12 protein-coding genes and 1 rRNA gene (1 of these 13 running past the window's edge) are annotated in these 18382 nt (G+C 38.5%); 2 read left to right on the top strand and 11 right to left on the bottom strand.

Annotated features, from left to right (window positions below; all coding sequences use genetic code 11):
* From IGL28_RS04505 to IGL28_RS04480, 6 genes are all read right to left on the bottom strand, one after another.
* Positions 1-1091: ribosomal RNA gene (locus IGL28_RS04505) — 16S ribosomal RNA — on the bottom strand; it reaches 469 nt to the left of the window's first position.
* 666 nt (positions 1092-1757) lie between these two features.
* Positions 1758-3257 carry a HAMP domain-containing sensor histidine kinase gene (locus IGL28_RS04500; protein ID WP_010719635.1) on the bottom strand — a complete coding sequence of 500 codons (1500 nt, stop codon included), beginning with the start codon at positions 3255-3257 and terminating at the stop codon, positions 1758-1760.
* Positions 3254-3940: a response regulator transcription factor gene (locus IGL28_RS04495; protein ID WP_005875038.1), complete on the bottom strand. Its 687-nt coding sequence runs from the start codon at positions 3938-3940 to the stop codon at positions 3254-3256. The genes IGL28_RS04500 and IGL28_RS04495 overlap by 4 nt, the downstream gene beginning before the upstream one ends.
* A 187-nt stretch (positions 3941-4127) precedes the next feature.
* Positions 4128-5549, bottom strand: a complete 1422-nt coding sequence (gndA, locus tag IGL28_RS04490) for an NADP-dependent phosphogluconate dehydrogenase (RefSeq protein WP_063626846.1) — start codon at positions 5547-5549, stop codon at positions 4128-4130.
* Between the two features lie 209 nt (positions 5550-5758).
* Positions 5759-5938 carry a 50S ribosomal protein L32 gene (gene rpmF / locus IGL28_RS04485; protein ID WP_010719637.1) on the bottom strand — a complete coding sequence of 60 codons (180 nt, stop codon included), beginning with the start codon at positions 5936-5938 and terminating at the stop codon, positions 5759-5761.
* A 56-nt stretch (positions 5939-5994) separates the two neighbouring features.
* On the bottom strand, positions 5995-6564 hold the full coding sequence (locus tag IGL28_RS04480) for a YceD family protein (RefSeq protein ID WP_010719638.1): 570 nt from the start codon (positions 6562-6564) through the stop codon (positions 5995-5997).
* A 505-nt stretch (positions 6565-7069) separates the two neighbouring features.
* Here IGL28_RS04480 and IGL28_RS04475 point away from each other — a divergent pair.
* Positions 7070-7972: a LysR family transcriptional regulator gene (locus tag IGL28_RS04475; protein ID WP_053765615.1), complete on the top strand. Its 903-nt coding sequence runs from the start codon at positions 7070-7072 to the stop codon at positions 7970-7972.
* 255 nt (positions 7973-8227) lie between these two features.
* On the opposite strand, the gene pyk is transcribed toward IGL28_RS04475, so the two are convergent.
* The 3 genes from pyk to dnaE form a co-directional block, all read right to left on the bottom strand.
* A complete protein-coding gene (pyk, locus tag IGL28_RS04470; protein WP_010719640.1) occupies positions 8228-10012 on the bottom strand; it encodes a pyruvate kinase in 1785 nt (594 codons plus the stop codon).
* Between the two features lie 120 nt (positions 10013-10132).
* A complete protein-coding gene (gene pfkA / locus IGL28_RS04465; RefSeq protein ID WP_010719641.1) occupies positions 10133-11095 on the bottom strand; it encodes a 6-phosphofructokinase in 963 nt (320 codons plus the stop codon).
* A gap of 167 nt (positions 11096-11262) precedes the next feature.
* Positions 11263-14577 carry a DNA polymerase III subunit alpha gene (dnaE, locus tag IGL28_RS04460; protein ID WP_081128650.1) on the bottom strand — a complete coding sequence of 1105 codons (3315 nt, stop codon included), beginning with the start codon at positions 14575-14577 and terminating at the stop codon, positions 11263-11265.
* A gap of 224 nt (positions 14578-14801) precedes the next feature.
* On the opposite strand from dnaE, the gene IGL28_RS04455 reads away from it, so the two are divergent.
* The gene (locus tag IGL28_RS04455; RefSeq protein ID WP_010719643.1) at positions 14802-14990 is read left to right on the top strand and encodes a YjzD family protein; all 189 of its coding nucleotides are present in this window, start codon (positions 14802-14804) and stop codon (positions 14988-14990) included.
* A 272-nt stretch (positions 14991-15262) separates the two neighbouring features.
* Here the strand turns inward: IGL28_RS04455 and IGL28_RS04450 are convergent, their stop codons facing one another.
* Both IGL28_RS04450 and IGL28_RS04445 read right to left on the bottom strand, forming a co-directional pair.
* A complete protein-coding gene (locus IGL28_RS04450; RefSeq protein WP_010738119.1) occupies positions 15263-16459 on the bottom strand; it encodes a multidrug efflux MFS transporter in 1197 nt (398 codons plus the stop codon).
* Between the two features lie 351 nt (positions 16460-16810).
* Positions 16811-18247, bottom strand: a complete 1437-nt coding sequence (locus tag IGL28_RS04445) for an NCS2 family permease (protein WP_034700533.1) — start codon at positions 18245-18247, stop codon at positions 16811-16813.
* Positions 18248-18382 lie beyond the last annotated feature (135 nt).

Raw genomic sequence — 18382 nt, 5'->3', positions numbered from 1 at the left:
CGAGCTGACGACAACCATGCACCACCTGTCACTTTGCCCCCGAAGGGGAAGCTCTATCTCTAGAGTGGTCAAAGGATGTCAAGACCTGGTAAGGTTCTTCGCGTTGCTTCGAATTAAACCACATGCTCCACCGCTTGTGCGGGCCCCCGTCAATTCCTTTGAGTTTCAACCTTGCGGTCGTACTCCCCAGGCGGAGTGCTTAATGCGTTAGCTGCAGCACTGAAGGGCGGAAACCCTCCAACACTTAGCACTCATCGTTTACGGCGTGGACTACCAGGGTATCTAATCCTGTTTGCTCCCCACGCTTTCGAGCCTCAGCGTCAGTTACAGACCAGAGAGCCGCCTTCGCCACTGGTGTTCCTCCATATATCTACGCATTTCACCGCTACACATGGAATTCCACTCTCCTCTTCTGCACTCAAGTCTCCCAGTTTCCAATGACCCTCCCCGGTTGAGCCGGGGGCTTTCACATCAGACTTAAGAAACCGCCTGCGCTCGCTTTACGCCCAATAAATCCGGACAACGCTTGCCACCTACGTATTACCGCGGCTGCTGGCACGTAGTTAGCCGTGGCTTTCTGGTTAGATACCGTCAAGGGATGAACAGTTACTCTCATCCTTGTTCTTCTCTAACAACAGAGTTTTACGATCCGAAAACCTTCTTCACTCACGCGGCGTTGCTCGGTCAGACTTTCGTCCATTGCCGAAGATTCCCTACTGCTGCCTCCCGTAGGAGTTTGGGCCGTGTCTCAGTCCCAATGTGGCCGATCACCCTCTCAGGTCGGCTATGCATCGTCGCCTTGGTGAGCCGTTACCTCACCAACTAGCTAATGCACCGCGGGTCCATCCATCAGCGACACCCGAAAGCGCCTTTCAAATCAAAACCATGCGGTTTCGATTGTTATACGGTATTAGCACCTGTTTCCAAGTGTTATCCCCTTCTGATGGGCAGGTTACCCACGTGTTACTCACCCGTTCGCCACTCCTCTTTTTCCGGTGGAGCAAGCTCCGGTGGAAAAAGAAGCGTTCGACTTGCATGTATTAGGCACGCCGCCAGCGTTCGTCCTGAGCCAGGATCAAACTCTCATAAAAAGTTCGAACAATCTTACGATTGTTAAGCTCAATTGTTTGCTAGCATATTGCTTGCTTGTTAAAAATGTTTGTTGTCTTGAATCAATCAAGACGCCCTACACATTTGGTTTGTCTTTGCTTTGTTCAGTTTTCAAAGGTCTACATTTTTCTTTCAACAACTCTTATATCTTAATATTTTCTTAAGGTTTTGTCAATAACTTTTTTCAAGTTTTTTTGACGGAGTTGTTTGCCGTGTTCTTAACGACTTGATTATCATATCATTTAAATTGTTATTTGTCAACAACTTTTTTCATTGATATTTCAATCTTTTCGTCACTTCTTAATTAAGCGACTTCGTTATTATAACATGGTGATTTTTCATCGTCAATATGTTTTTTCAACAAATTTTAAAGTGAAATTCATCACGCTTTATCAGAACAAATAATAATATATCAAGGACTGTCGAAAAATGCAATAGAAAAAAACATATTTTTCACTATAATTTTTAAAAGCGAATATTCCTCTCGATAATTAGTATTTTGACGTTTTTTTATAGTTTTTTCAGCGCGTTTAACACCAATTCAGATACAAAAGTTCGGTTCCGCGTATTTACGTTTTTTATAAATTCGAGCACTTCCCTATATTGTTTGTTTTTTGAATAAAAAAAACAAGTAAAGTTAACCCCCTTTACTTGTTTTCTTCTTTTACAATCGGAATAAAGATCCTAAAAATGGTACCCTGCCCAACGACACTTTCTGCATTGATTCTTCCTTTATAATTTTCAACCAATTGCTTAGCGATGGATAAGCCTAACCCATTACCACCTTTTGTTCGTGCTCTGGCTTTGTCGACACGATAAAAGCGATTGAAAATCTTATTAAGGTCTTCTTGTGGTATGCCTTCTCCAAAGTCTTGAATCGCAATTTCAAATTCGCTCAATGTAGAAGAAATCGAAATATGCACTTCTTTTCGATTGGTTGAATACTTCACTGCATTATCCAAAATAATAATGATTAGCTGTTCAAAGTGGTTACGATAAATTTGCAGAGTCACTTCTTTTGCTAAATCGTCATCTAAAGTAATGACATAATCTGGATATAGTATTTTGAAGTTATTGTAAACCTGGTAAGTGACTTCTTTCGCTAATGTCGTTTCATTCGCATAATGCATATCCACTTGTTCTGCTCTGGAAAGATCAAGCATTTCCTGAACCAAACTCTTCATTCGGCTAATTTCCTGCATGCTTGCAGCTAGTGATTCTTCTAAGATTTCAGGATCATCTTTCCCCCAACGATTCAATAAACTCAAGTGTCCCTCAATGATTGCTACTGGAGTTCTTAATTCATGAGAAACGTCTTCCACAAATTGTTCTTGCTGTTCAATATAAAGACGCATGCGATCAAGCATCTCATTGAAGATTTCAGCAAGATCAGCTAGTTCATCATTCGTATCGATTTCCGGCATATGAATATCTGATTGTGGGTCTTTACGAATCGTATCCATCGTGTCTCGTAAGACCTTTAATGGTTTTAAGAAATAAGAGGATAAGAAAAACCCGAGTATACTACTTAAAATCAAGGAAACAACTTCTAATACGATGAGTGTCAATAATAACTTGTTCCGAATATCATAAAAAGATGAAAGTTCATAAAAACTTTGAGCATAACCAATCTTTTCTCTCGTTTCTTTAGAATAGATCGGCTGGACAGAAAGAAAACCAGTTTTGCCATCTAACGTGACGATCGTTGGCACTTTTCTAGTTGTTTGGATCAATGAACGATCTTTTTCATGCGTTTTAAAAATTAATTTTTCATCTAAGTTATAGACATATAGATCCATTGAAGATTGTCCTAATTCAGAAATGAACGAATCGATTTTCATCAAATTACCTTCAATGATTGATGTGTCACTGATGCTCGTATTATTTTCTGCATTTGTTAAGTTGCGATAGGTGTTGACTAATGTCAGCTCTTCATTTGCATTGGCTAATCGTGAAGCGACTTCTGAGATCGTTCGTTCGTCATTGTTTCGCTCTTTTGCCACGATTAGATTGATTGAAGACTTATACGTAATGACCGCAAAAATGGTAAAAACAACGAATATAAAGAAAGAACTTGCAAAGGCCCACTTGATTGTCAAGGAGGGACCTTTAAGTTCTCTTTTTTCAGAATTTTTCGGTTTTATCACGAGCGCATCACATAGCCTGTTCCACGGACAGTTTGGATATAACTTTCTTCTCCAGGAACATCAATTTTATTACGAAGATAACGAATATAGACATCCACAACATTCGTTTCGACTTCTGTTTCGTATCCCCATACTTTGTTTAGTAAAACATCACGGGCTAATACAACATTTACATTTTCCATCAAAGTAAGTAACAATTCATATTCACGTTTTGTTAACTCAATGACTTCACTGCCACGTCGTACGACACGATTTTCTTTTTCGATCGTTAGGTCACGATAGGTGATCGTTGTTTGTTTCGCTACATTCTTGTCTCCTTCAATGTCGATACGACGTAATAAGGCACGTAAACGAGCTAATAATTCTTCAATCGCAAAAGGTTTAACGATATAGTCATCTGCACCATGATCTAATCCTGAGACACGATCGATTACTGAGTCTCTAGCAGTCATCATAATGATTGGTGTATTTTTAACTTGACGGACACGACGGCATACTTCTAGTCCATTTAATTCTGGTAACATCAAGTCTAATAAAATAGCATCCCATTCATTGTTTAACGCTGCATCTAATCCTGTACGGCCATTGTAATGTACTTCTGCATTGTAGCCTTCATGCTTTAATTCTAACTCGACAAACCGAGCTAAGTTTTTCTCATCTTCAATGATTAGAATATTACTCATCAATTTTTTTCCTTTCTATTCTACGGGCTTTTCAAAACTCTATTATTATACCGATAATCTACTTAAAAATCTATAACCATTTTATCATGGATAACAATTTTTAAAAAGAGCTGAAGTCTTCTCTTTTCAGTTGACTCCAGCTCTCATGTCATCTTTTATTTTTCTTCATCTTCAAGAAGCGAAAAGATTACTCTTCATGATACCATGAATAATGGAAGATTCCTTCTTTATCTACCCGTTCATAGGTGTGCGCACCAAAATAATCACGTTGCGCTTGGATAATATTTGCCGGTAAGCGTTCTGCTCTATAAGAATCGAAATAAGCAATCGCAGAAGAAAAAGTTGGTACTGGAACGCCTGCTTGGACAGCTAGTGCGACTACATCTCTTACTGCTTGTTGGTATTTATTGGTGATGTCGACAAAATAATCATCTAATAAAAGATTTTCGATATCAGAATCCTTGTCATACGCATCAGTGATTTTTTGTAAGAAACGAGCACGAATGATACACCCAGCGCGCCAGATCTTAGCAATTTCACCAAATGGCAGATCCCAACCATATTCTTTAGAAGCAACACGTAATTGAGCAAAACCTTGTGCATAACTCATAATTTTGCTGAAGTACAATGCTTCACGGATTTTTTCGATTAACTCTTTTTTATCTCCAGTAAATGAAAACTCATTCGTGCGGGTTAGCACTTTGCTTGCTTGGACACGTTCGTCTTTGTACGCTGAAATGTAACGAGCAAAAACAGATTCTGTGATCAATGGTAAAGGAACACCTAGGTCTAACGCACTTTGGCTCGTCCATTTTCCTGTTCCTTTGTTACCAGCAGCGTCCATGATGACATCAACGATTGGTTTCCCAGTTCCTTCATCATCTTTTCTTGTTAGGATATCTGCAGTGATCTCAATCAAGTAACTGTCTAACTCACCTTGATTCCATTCTTTAAAGATGTCAGCCATTTCTTCAACTGATAAGCCTAAGATGTTTTTCATCAAGTCATAAGACTCTGCAATCAATTGCATATCGCCATATTCGATGCCGTTATGAACCATTTTGACATAATGACCAGCACCATTAGGACCGATGTAAGTCACACAAGGGGCCCCGTCTTCTGCTTTAGCAGAGATTTGCTCTAAGATTGGCGCAACCAATTCATAGGCTTCTTTTTGCCCACCAGGCATGATTGAAGGTCCTTTTAAGGCTCCTTCTTCCCCACCTGATACACCTGTGCCGATAAAGTTGATACCAGAGTTAGCTAGTTCTTCATTCCGACGAATCGTGTCTTTGAAGAAAGTATTTCCTCCATCGATTAAAATATCTCCTTTATCTAAATGCGGAAGTAATTCTTGGATGGTTGCATCCGTTGCCGGACCAGCCTTTACCATTAGAAGGATTCGACGTGGTTTTTCGATCGAATCGACAAATTCTTCGATTGAATAAGTTGCTTTAAATTTTTTGTCTGGGTGTTCTTCCACCACAGCAGTTGTCTTTGATCCAGTACGGTTAAAGAGGGCAACTGAATACCCACGACTTTCAATATTAAGGGCTAAGTTTTTACCCATTACGGCCATACCGACAACGCCGATTTGTTGTTTTGACATATGAACTCCTCCTACATATGGGATGTTCTCCCTAATCTCTATCATTATAGCTTAACATGGCGCTATTGCAAACCAAAGAAGCATATATTTTTATGACGTTGTTTTAATATTAATGGACGAGCTAGGAAAGTTTTAAAGTATCACAAAAAAATAAACCTCAAGGCTCCATGGTTAGCCTTGAGGTTTTTACATTTTCTAATTAAAATGTATTAAGCTTCTTTAGACATTACGTCCTTACCATCGTAGTAACCACAATTTGCACATACGTGATGGCTTTTTTTCATTTCACCACAGTTTGCACATTCGTTTAAACCTTTGATTGTCAATTTGTAGTGTGTACGACGTTTTGCTTTTTTAGCTTTTGATGTTCTTCTAGCTGGTACTGCCATTTTGCTACACCTCCTTGTAAAGTCTTGCACCTTAATTGATGCAATATATTCCAATCTTACGCTTTATCATCTTCATTTGATGGTTCATCAAAAAGTTCCGATAATTTTGCAAGACGAGGATCTACTTTTGTCTTGGCATCTTCTGATTTTCTACGCTCATATTCTTCTTCGGAAACGACTTCCCAATCTGTTCCTTTCGGTAGGTCAGTTGCGAGTTCTTCTTCCTCTGTTAATACGCGCATCGGAATTGCCAATAAAATGTTGTCTTCAATTGATTCTGTCAGGTCAAGTTTTGCATCTTCGATTAACAAAATCTCTTCTGCAGACAATTGGTCATCTCTGAGTTGATATTGTTCTTTTGTCATAAACAATTCGTCAACAGCAAAGTCCATCGGTAATTCAACCGGTTCTAAAGAACGCGTAGATGGAACAGTCAGAGTCGTCTGCACAGTGTAATGAACCAGATAGCCTTTTTTATCAACTGAGACTAACCCTTGGACTGCAACAGGCGCAACATCTAGTATTAAATTGTCTCGCTCCATGAGTTCCGCTTTAAGATCAAGGGTCTCATGAAATGTTAACGGTGTCTCTTGGTATTTTCTCAATTCGAGTAAGGACCATTTCATTTTTCATCACTCCTAAGCAACAAAAGCAATTATACAGGGCAAAAAGGTCCTTGTCAATGAAATTTTCTTGACACCTTACACTTCATTAAAAAACATTTTTTTTATTTATTCGTTATGTTGTCTTATTTTTATTTACGAACAAATTTCCATGGCAACCCGCAACTAATAGAGAAGCCATTTTTTTAACTAAACTTTTTCTCTATTACGTGAAAGACTCTCTGTAAATTTTGACTTTTTCTCCTTATTGTTTCGTAAACTATATGTTTACCCCAAAAATTAACTGATGATTTTTAGAATAACATTCGATCATTCCTACAGAAGAACGATTTTTACTAACCAAGAATGATAACTAACGGTATAAAAACAGCAGTTTTGATCGTTTATCCGGCTAAATTCTTCTACAAGTTGTTCTGTGGCTTACATACTTGATGGTTTCTATTTGCTCAAGTATTCAAGATGAACTACAATAAACAATATTTATAAGAAAAAGGAGCAGACGCTTGTTATGAACACACGAGATATCGAATATTATGTTCAAATCGTCAAGCAAAAGAATTTTACCAAGGTAGCCAAGTACTTTCAAGTTAGTCAACCGACGATCACTTACGCACTTAAGCGCCTGGAAAAAGAACTTGACGCAGTTCTTATCACGAGAGATCGTTCACACCACGAATTAGTGATTACCCCTGCTGGCAAACAGTTATTTATCCATGCACAATCTATCTTGCAAGAGATCAAGATGGCAAAAGCAGAGATTACGCAATTGCAGAAAAAGAAATTACGATTTGGAATGCCACCAATCATTGGCAATGAATATTTTCCGAAATTATCCAGTTATTTTATTAAATCTCAGCTAATGGACCAAATTGAGATTACAGATGGTGGCTCTAGAGATTTGTATGGCATGATCCACCAAGGAAGAATCGATTTAGCGATCCTAGGCTCCACCCAACCAATTATCGATCAAAAATTAGAGATCGAATTACTTTTAGACAAGCGATTCATGATTGTTGTTGCTCCTACTCATCCTTTCGCTGACCGACAAACGATTTCTTTTAGCGACCTAACAGCTGAACAATTCGTTTTATTGAACGAGCATTACGTTCATCCTGCAGCTTTTAAAAAGTTAGCTAAACAGGCACATATTGAACCTAAAGTTGTTTACCAAAGCAATGACTTAGCCATATTGAAAAGCATGATTCGAGAAAATATCGGGATTGGTTTTTTAACTGAAATTGCTATTCACCCTGAAGATCATCTCGTATCGATCCCACTTTCCGATCAGCTCCAGCCGCACTTTCTGATTTCACTTGCTAAGCGTACTCAGCAAATTCCGACTCCTTTACAAGAAAATGTGGTTGAGGTCATCCAACAATTTATGAAAACTCAAAAGAAGAACAAATCTTAATTGAATGGCTATTAATAGAAATGAATAATAATTAACACTTTTGAATAAACAATAAATTATGATTGGACGGTAGTCTGCTGGTCCTCTCTAATTGACACCTTAGGTAACATCAGAAAAATTTCGTTTTAAACCCGTAGACTAAACACTAGAACGATCATTCTGCCACAATGAATGTTGTCTCATGATCCCTCTAAAAATCAACAAAAAAAGGATAAGACCTAGGTCTTATCCTTTTTTGATGATCAGCGAAGCCAATTAGATTGCTGTTGTTTCGCCACGGTATACAATACCACGACGTGAGTCTACAGTTACTAACTCGCCATCAGTGATTGTTGAAGTTGCATCTTGTGCACCAACGATTACAGGAATGTCTTGTGCAATTCCTACAACTGCTGCGTGTGAAGTCAATCCGCCTTCTTCAACGATAACTGCTGCTGCTTTTTCAATTGCAGGCATATATTCTTTATCAGTTGTTGGAACAACTAAAACCATGCCGTCTTTTGCTTTTTTGATTGCTTCTTCAGCTGATGAAGCAACAACTGCATTTGCAACGACTGATTTTTGACCAACGCCTTGAGCTTCTAATAATTTTGAACCAATCATTTGAATTTTCATTACGTTAGTTGTTCCACGTTCACCAACTGGTACACCAGCAGTGATCAAGATCAAATCGCCTTCTGAAGCAAAGCCTAAGTCAACTGCTTTTTGAGCAGCTAATTCAAACATTTCGTCAGTTGTTGTTGGTTTTTCAGCAACTGTTGGGTAAACACCCCAGTTAAGCATCAAACCACGTTTTGTACGTTCGTCAAAAGTAACAGCCAAGATGTCAGCATCTGGACGGTATTTTGAGATCATTTTAGCTGTATAACCAGATTCAGTTGCAGCTACGATTGTTTTAACGCCTAAGTTTTTAGCAGCGCGTGCTACAGATAGACCGATTGTTTCAGTCACATCAGTTTTATCAAATTCGTTTAATTGGAAAGTACCTAATTCTGATAATGCATTTTCAGCTTGTTGGTCAATACGAGCCATTGTTGCAACAGCTTCTACAGGGTAGTCACCGTTTGCTGATTCTCCTGATAACATTGTTGCATCAGTTCCGTCAAATACGGCATTGGCAACGTCAGAAGCTTCTGCACGTGTTGGACGTGGGTTTTCTTGCATTGATTCCAACATTTGTGTTGCTGTGATTACTGGGATACCAGCTGCATTACATTTTTTGATAATGCGTTTTTGAACCATTGGAACTAATTCGGCAGGAATTTCAACACCCATGTCACCACGAGCGATCATTACACCATCAGAAACTTTGATGATTTCGTCGATGTTGTCGATTCCTTCTTGTGATTCAATTTTAGGGAAGATTTGAACGTGTGTCATATCTTTTTCTTCTAAAATTTCACGAATATCTAAAACGTCTTGCGCTTTACGAACAAAACTTGCAGCGATAAAGTCGATATCGTTATCTAGACCAAAACGAATATCATCTGCATCTTTAGGAGTAATCCCTGGTAAGCTGATTGAAACGCCTGGTGCATTAACCCCTTTACGAGATCCTAGCATTCCAGCATTCTTCACTTCTACAACTAATTCACGAGTTGCTTCGTCTTTTTCAATGATTTCCATATCGATCAAGCCATCATCGAATAAAATGTGTCCACCTACATGAACGTCTTCAAATAGTCCAGGGTAAGTAACAGCGATTTTTTCTTTTGAACCTACATGTTCAGGATCCATTGAGATACGAGTTTTATCTCCTACTTCAAATTTGATGTATCCTGCACGACCAAAATCAGCTTCAGTTGTGCCTTGAACAGTTGTACGAATTTCAGCACCTTTTGTATCTAAAAGGATACCTACATCTTTACCTGTTTTTTTAACTGCTTCACGGACCATTGTCATACGTGATAATTGTTCTTCATGATCACCATGTGAAAAGTTAAAGCGGAAGACATTTGCCCCAGATTCAATCAATTTAGAAATAGTTTCTACTGAATTACTTGCTGGTCCTAATGTACTAACGATTTTGGTTTTTTTCATTTTACAAAACTCTCCCATTCAATTTTGTTTATTTAAAGCTGGTTAAAGCCTAAATACAAAGATAACAAGCTATACCTATTTTTAACTATAGCTTAAATTTCAAATAACAGGCTTTCAATCTTAGAATGAAAGTGAGTTATTTAAGTCATAAAGTGATAAGTCTGGTTTGTGTTTGTTGCTTTCTAGTGTTTCGATGATATCTGCAGCGACCATTTCATTGTCGCGGATACCCACACATAGACCACCTTTACCTGCACGAAGCAAGTCAACAGCATAAGCACCAAATTTGCTTGCTAACACACGGTCACGTGCGCTAGGTGAGCCACCACGTACTACGTGTCCTAAAATGGATACACGTGTATGGTAATCACCATATTCAGAAAGTTTTTCGGCAAATTCATTTCCGCCCATTACGCCTTCTGCTAAGATGATCAAGCAATGTTTTTTACCACGATCGCGGCCTTCTTGGATTTTTTTAGCCACAGATGCCATATCAAAATCATGTTCAGGAATGATAATTTCATCTGCGCCACCGGCAACACCTGACCATAATGCGATATCGCCAGCGTTACGTCCCATTACTTCAATAACAAACGTACGAACGTGTGAAGTTGCTGTATCACGAATGCGGTCGATTGATTCTAAAACTGTGTTGATTGCTGTATCAAAACCGATTGTGAAATCAGTTCCTGGAATATCGTTGTCAATTGTTCCTGGAACACCAACAGCTGGAAATCCACGTCTTGTCAATGCCATTGCTCCATGGTAAGAGCCATCTCCACCGATAACAACTAAACCTTCGATACCGAATTTTTTCAATTGTTCGATCCCTTTTAATTGACCTTCTTCAGTCGCAAATTCAGGGTAACGTGCAGAGTACAAGAATGTCCCACCACGTTGGATTTTATCACCCACATCTGCAACATCTAGACGACGAATATCTCCTGCAACTAATCCAGCAAATCCATAGTTGATTCCATATACTTCGAGCCCTTCATAAATCCCTTTACGAACAACGGCACGAATAGCAGCATTCATTCCAGGTGCGTCTCCGCCACTGGTCAAAATTCCAATGCGTTTCATAATAATCATTCACCTCATTAAAATACTTTATCCTAAGCAATGCTTAGGTTAATAACCTTCTTTGCGTTAACCACGACTAACATTCTAACATTATTTTTAGCAATTGTCTTGATTTACTGATAAAAAAATGAAAAAAAATGAAAGCAAATAGTATATTTTACCGTAAGTTATTTGAAAACAACATTTTCTGGTTGGAGCAAGTAAGCTAATTGACTCTTCAAGCTCTTACTTCCATCGACCCAATAAGCTTCTGCCAGCACTACTTTCCGTTGATTCTTTTCATGGTACATCACGACTGGAATGTACCCAGAATGTTTCTGAAAAATAGTTTGCAATTGTTTCATCGTTTGCGGATCGTCAAATTCTTCTTTGATTCGTAAGTAGCAAGTCTGATCTTGATATTGTTCTTCTAATTCTACAGGATCAGCAAAATTTTCGCCAATCAATTGCAACTCTTGGTTGTATTTACTCGTTTCTGTTCGTCCTTGAACAAAGATCACTTTATTCAACTCAAACAATGAACGAAATTGTCGATAGGATTTGGGGAATACAGTGATCGTGATTTCTCCACTGATATCTGTTCCTTCAACAAAAGCCATCAACTCCCCTTTTTTAGTTCTGATTTCACGGATATTTTTAATCATCACTAATACACTGACTGTTTGTTTCGGAATAACTTCAGTAATTAACCGGATTTTTTTAGCTAATTTCAAGCGTTCATAGCCTTCTGTTGGGTGCCCTGAAAGATAAACGCCTAAATATTCCTCTTCTAATTGCAGCTTTTCTTCTAAAGAATAGTCAGCCACTTCTTCTTCTTTTAAAGCCATGATCCCTAGGAGATCTAAGCTTCCACCACTATAAATGATGTTTTGTATTTTTCCTTCTAAATCGAGCATCAATTGTTTTCGGTTTGGTGCCAATTCATCAAACACACCTACTGCTACTAATGACTGGATCAACTCTAATTTTAGCCAGCGTTTATCTAAACGAATCAAGAATTGATCCACTGATTGATAAGCGCCATTTTCTTTTCGATCTTTTAAGATATCCTCAATGAAGTCTTTTCGGACACCTTTGATCGCAGTTAGACCAAAACGAATCTCTTCTGGATTAATCAGCTCAAAGCCATAATAGCTCTGATTAATGGAAGGTGCTGCTAGTTTTAATTTTTTCTTTCTTGCCTCAGCGATGTATTCTTTTAATTTGGTCGTATTGTGTCGAACCGAATTTAGTAGACTAACAAAAAATGCGCCTGGATGGTGGGCTTTGAGGTACGCCATTTGGAACCCAACAAATGAATAAGCAAACGCATGCGAGCGATTGAAACCATAATTGGCAAAACGTTCGATATAGTCATAGACTTCGACCGCTTTTTCTTTCGAATAGCCCTGACTTACTGCCCCACTGACAAAGTGTTCCCGCTCTTTGTCAATCACTTCTTTTTTCTTTTTACTGATTGCCCGACGCAAAATATCCGATTGGCCCAAAGAAAAACCAGCCATCTTTGCAGCGATTTGCATAATCTGTTCCTGATACACGATGACACCATATGTGTTTTTTAAAATAGGCATTAAGGAATCATCAGGATAATGGATCGTTTCTTTTCCTTTTTTGCGGGAAATAAACGTATCGATATTTTGCATTGGTCCTGGACGATATAACGCATTGACTGCCGCAATATCTTCAATTGTTTCTGGTCCTAATCGGCGTAAAACATTGCGAATACCCGCAGATTCAAATTGGAAAACCCCTGTAGTATCTCCTTGTTGAAAGAGAAAAAGTGTCTTAGGATCATTTAAAGGAATTTGTTTCAATCGAATTTCTTTCTTTTCTACTTTTTTAATAGCTTTCAATGCGTAATCAATGATCGAAAGATTTCGCAATCCTAAAAAATCCATTTTGAGTAGTCCGATCGCTTCCACGTCATTCATCGTATATTGAGTTAAAAATGCTTCATCTGATCCTTTTTGTAATGGAACCAGATCTAATAGATTCTTATCACTGATCACAACACCCGCTGCGTGAGTCGAGACATGTCGAGGCAATCCTTCTAAAATCGAAGCTGTTTTAAATAGTAATTGATTTTTTTCACTTAACTGAACTAACTCCACTAAGGGTTTCGATGTCCGATATGCTTCGGGTAAGGTAATTTTCAACTGATTAGGGATCGCCTTGGACCATCGATTGGCTTCGCTTTGTGATAAACCAAAGACACGAGCCACGTCCCTTAACACCATCTTAGCCGCCATCGTCCCAAACGTTGCAATTTGCGCCATATGGTATTGTCCATATTTTTCTCTGACATAATTCAAGACTTCTTCTCTACGATTATCAGGGATATCCAAATCGATATCTGGCATCGTATAACGTTCTGGGTTTAAGAAACGCTCAAAAAGCAACTCATATTGCAAAGGATCGACATCGGTGATCTCCAAGATATATGCAACTAATGAACCAGCCGCTGATCCTCGTCCAGCGCCAGTCACGATTTTTTCTCGATGAGCAAACGCCATGACGTCCCACACGATCAAGAAATAATCATCAAAGCCCATTTGATGGATAATCGACAACTCATATGCTAGACGCTCTTGATATTTAGGAGTGATTTCTTCGACTCGCTCTGCTAATTTTGCTTGGCACAATTCATCAAGGTACTGACCAGCACTTTTCTGATCTGGTACTGGGTAATGAGGTAGCAGCTTTTGATGAAATTGAAATTCAAAGGAAACCGATTGAGCTAAACGTTGCGCACCCTCTAGCGCATCAGCCAACTGTGCTTCATTAAACCGTTGGATCATTTCATTTTCAGCAAGTAAAAAACCTGTTTTAGTTTCTATCTTTTGTTGGTTGATTGCTTCCATAGAAAGTTGGCTCCCAGCTCGAAGATGTTTCATCGTCTCAAGCGCAAACAGTTCTTCTTGTCTTAAGCTGGCAATAGGTTGTAATGCACATAAGGAATAATTGTTTTCTGCTAGGAACGTTACCCAACCACTTGGTAGTTCTGAGAAACTTTCAGCGATTCCAACATAAAAATCTTGTCGACCTACTTTTTCTTTGAGTGCTTGCCAATGGGCAGTAAAGGTCTCCGTTTGATTAAATTCAGCTACTACAGAATGTTGGGGAGGAACGACGAAAATCAAATGATCTGATTCCGTAAATTCTGATAATGCGAGACTTTCTTGAATCATTTTTTTACTCGACAGCTTCATCAATTGCTGGTAGCCAACGCCATCTTTCGCATATACCAATAAATCAAAAGCTTGGGACTCATAAGTATAAGTAAGGAGCATGCCAACAATTGGCTTTATTCCTTCTTTGATACATGTTTGATAAAACTCAGGTATCCCATACAGTACATCTTGATCAGTTATTCCTAGGACTGTATAACCTAGTGCTTTTGCCTTTTGGACATAATCTTGGATCCTGATCGTGCTTTGCAACAGCGAATAGGAGGTTTTTGTATATAATTGTGGGAAAAACATGGTCATTCCACCTTTTGTATAGTTAGACAATTAATCAATGCGTTCATTTATCTACTATGAATATAGGATAAACGACAACGCATTTGTAATCATTCTCTTTGATTTGCATTTTTATTATTTTATCACATGGACTGGTTAAATCATAAAACTTGTTTTTTTACAACTAGCTTTCTTTACATTCAGCAAAATTCTGGTAAACTAAGCTTAGAAAAGAGGTGTTCTTTATGCGATATATCGTCACATTATTTTGGTCATTTGTCTTAGGTCAAGTCGTAGGTTACATTGGTGGGGCTCTTACAAGCGGTGGCTATGATTTTACTTTAACAACGATTATTTCATTGGTTGCAGGCGTTGTTGTCATTTTACTTGGTGCATTGGCAACTCCTAGAAAAGAAGCCTCATCACATTCATAAAAGCCAAATGAGGGTGGGACGCAGTCTCATCCTTTTTATGTATTTTGATAAAATCATTTCGCTTTCCATTAACTTTTTGGAGTGGAAAAGTTAAGCCTGGGACAAAAGGTCGTCCCGGGCTCTTTATCATGCGCAAAAATGAATAATTGTTGTTCCTTGAAATAAGCCTGAATTTCTCAAAACATGAGCGGTTATTTCAACAAATTCTTCCCTAGTGTCATCGGAACTGCGAGGTTTTAAAGACAGCGACACACGATCTTTTCATCATCTGATCAGAAGCGTTGTCGAAGAACTTTTCTGAAGTTAAATAAAGATAATAAGATATTAGATAAAACAAAGAGACTTGTAGCAATGAACACTGCGCGATAGTTAAAGGCATGCGCAACCGTCGAGCCCACCATCGGTCCAAAGACTTGTCCAAAATTACTACACATTTGATTGTAACTATAGATTCGACTCACTCCTTCTGGCGGCGTGATCTTACTGATGAGTGTATTGATGGATGGCATTAACGCTCCCGTTGAAAAACCAAGAATAAACCGTAAGATCCCCAACTGTAAAGGGGTTGCTACAATAGCCATGGGCAAGTAGCAACAAAAAGATAAGGTTAGCCCTGCAAGCAGTACTTTTTGGTTCCCTATTTTATCCCCTAATTTCCCTAGTTTAGGAGATGAAAAAACTGCAGACACACCTGAAATCGAAACGATTAACCCACTAACAAATAAAATATTTCCTGAATTCCCGCTTAGCTCACGAATATATAGGGTCAAAATAGGACTGATAGTTGTGATACCAATTTGAAGAATCAAAGTGGTCACAAATAATCCGATCAGAATGGATAAATGATCCATTTTGGCAAAGATTTCTTTTGTACTGATCATATCATTTTTTTCTACTGGTTGAAAATCTTCTTTTACCAAGAAAATGGTTAAAAGTGTTGTCACAAGTAATAATACCCCAGTAATCAAGAAAACATTCTCCATACCAAACCACTGCGCCAACGCCCCTCCCATTGATGGTCCGATCAAACTGCCGGCAATTGCTCCAGTCGATAAAGTTCCTAATGCCCAACCGCTTTTTTCTTTTGGCGCTTGTGAAGCAATCATCGCAGTCGCGTTAGGAATATAACCTGATAAAATGCCATTTAAAAAACGCATGACCAGTAACCAATACGCATTGGGAACAAAGGCCAACGATCCCATCGTTACCGTCATCCCTGCGGCAGCTCGGATCATCATGAGCTTTCGCCCTTTACGATCTGCCAAATTCCCCCATATTGGCGCTACGATAGCTGAAGCAAAGGCAGTAACAGATATCGCTAGACCGGAAAACAACTCAACTTGATCACTTGGTGTACCCAATTGTTCTACATATACAGGAATAAATGGCATAACTAAACTAAAACTAGCCCCTGTAAAAAAGCAGCCGATCCAAGCCACGAATAAATTTTTCTTCCATTGTATCTTCATTGATCATCCTCATTTCTTTATGTTTCTTTGCAAAAAATTTCTTTTTGAAACAGCATAAATTATGTATTGTTACTATATAAACGAAAGGCTTTGTTCCGAGCAGTACTATCTTCTACTTATTTACTATCTTAACAGTGAAAATCTTATGTTACAAAAAAACACTCTTAACAACTATATAAAATCGTTAAGAGTGCAAATACTACTTTTTTCGAATCATTCAAACGGCGATGCAAAAAGTGTTTTTTCTTATTAAGTTTGTGCTACTTTTTATTGTAAACTTACTCATGTTGCTGTTTCCTGACTTTTTAGCTGGTTCTTTAAGAAAATAGTTCAGCTACCAGTTAGGCTGGTTTACATCGTTGCTAAAATAATAAAGTTAAGGATAAACAAGACCACAACGATCCATAATGGGATTGAAATTTCTTTGAATTTCCCTTTGATTACTTTGACGATCGTGTAAAAAATGAAGCCGACAGCAATCCCATAAGAGATGCTATAACATAATCCCATAAAGATTGAAGCAAAGAATGCTGGTAGTGCTTCTTCCAGGTCAAGCCAATTGATATCTGTGAATGAAGCCATCATCATCACACCAACTAAAATCAATGCAGGTGCAGTTGCTTGAGTTGGAACGATAGAAATCAATGGTGAAAAGAAACTACTTAATGCAAATAAGACTGCAACCACTACTGAGGTCAAACCTGTTCGTCCACCAGCACCGATACCTGCAGCAGATTCTACATAAGTCGTCGTATTTGATGTTCCAAAGATTGCTCCTACAGATGTCGCAATGGCATCGGCAAAGAGCGCTTTATCCATTTTTGTCTTGAAACCTTTGCCATCTTCTAATGCTTCTTCATCTTCTTTTGAGAAGATCCCCGTACGGCGACCTGTTCCAATGAACGTCCCAATCGTATCAAATGTATCCGATAAACTAAACGCAATGATTGTCATGATTACTTGTGGAATCTTTGAAGAATCACTAAATAATGATTGCATCCCCTCTGGTCCAAAAGCAGCACCAAAAGTCGTGCCTAATTCTTTGAATGAACTTCCTAATGAATTAGCTTGCCAATCAATCGTACTTAAATCAACGACCCCCATCATAATCCCTAAGATAGTGGTTGCCACGATCCCGATCAACATCGCACCACGAACATTTTTTACCACCAGGATCGCTGTTAAAATCAAACCGATCACAGCTAATAAAATCGGTGCATTATTGAAGTTGGCTAAAGCTGGAACGATCCCACCATTGATTGTGACATTCGTTGCCTTGCCTCCGTCAACCACCGAACTAGTGATTGCTGCCTGATCAGCTGAAAAAGAGAGAAATCCTGCATTTTTGATCCCAACATAAGCGACAAAGATCCCGATCCCGCCTCCAATCGCATGTTGTAGACTTTCAGGAATGGAATGAATGATCAATTTTCGTATTTTGGTCACAGTAATAAAAATGTTGACCATCCCACAAATAAAGACCATCGCTAAAGCTTGTTGCCAAGAATAACCTAATCCAAAAACTACTGTAAAAGTAAAAAAGGCATTTAATCCCATTCCAGGTGCTTGCGCATACGGTACATTTGCAAACAACCCCATTACCAAAGTACCAATGATCGAAGCGATGATTGTTGCTAAGAACACTGCCTGAAAAGGCATCCCTGATGCTGACAAAATGGTTGGATTTACAAATAAGATATAACTCATTGCAAAGAATGTCGTAACCCCAGCCATGATTTCTGTTGGTACATTTGTCTTATTTTTCTTTAATTGGAAAAACTTTTCCATAAAAAATTTCCACTCCCTGAATTTTTTTGACGTAAAATCAAATAATAAAATAAAATAAGTCAATTATTCCGTTTACGTCGAACAATTATTGATTATAATTACAATTCGTTCGCTTTTCAATAAAATCATTAAAAA

Source organism: Enterococcus sp. AZ077 (assembly GCF_051714965.1).
In the GTDB taxonomy this organism is placed as follows: Bacteria; Bacillota; Bacilli; order Lactobacillales; family Enterococcaceae; genus Enterococcus_B; species Enterococcus_B hirae.
This window is presented reverse-complemented; position numbering and strand designations above follow the sequence as displayed.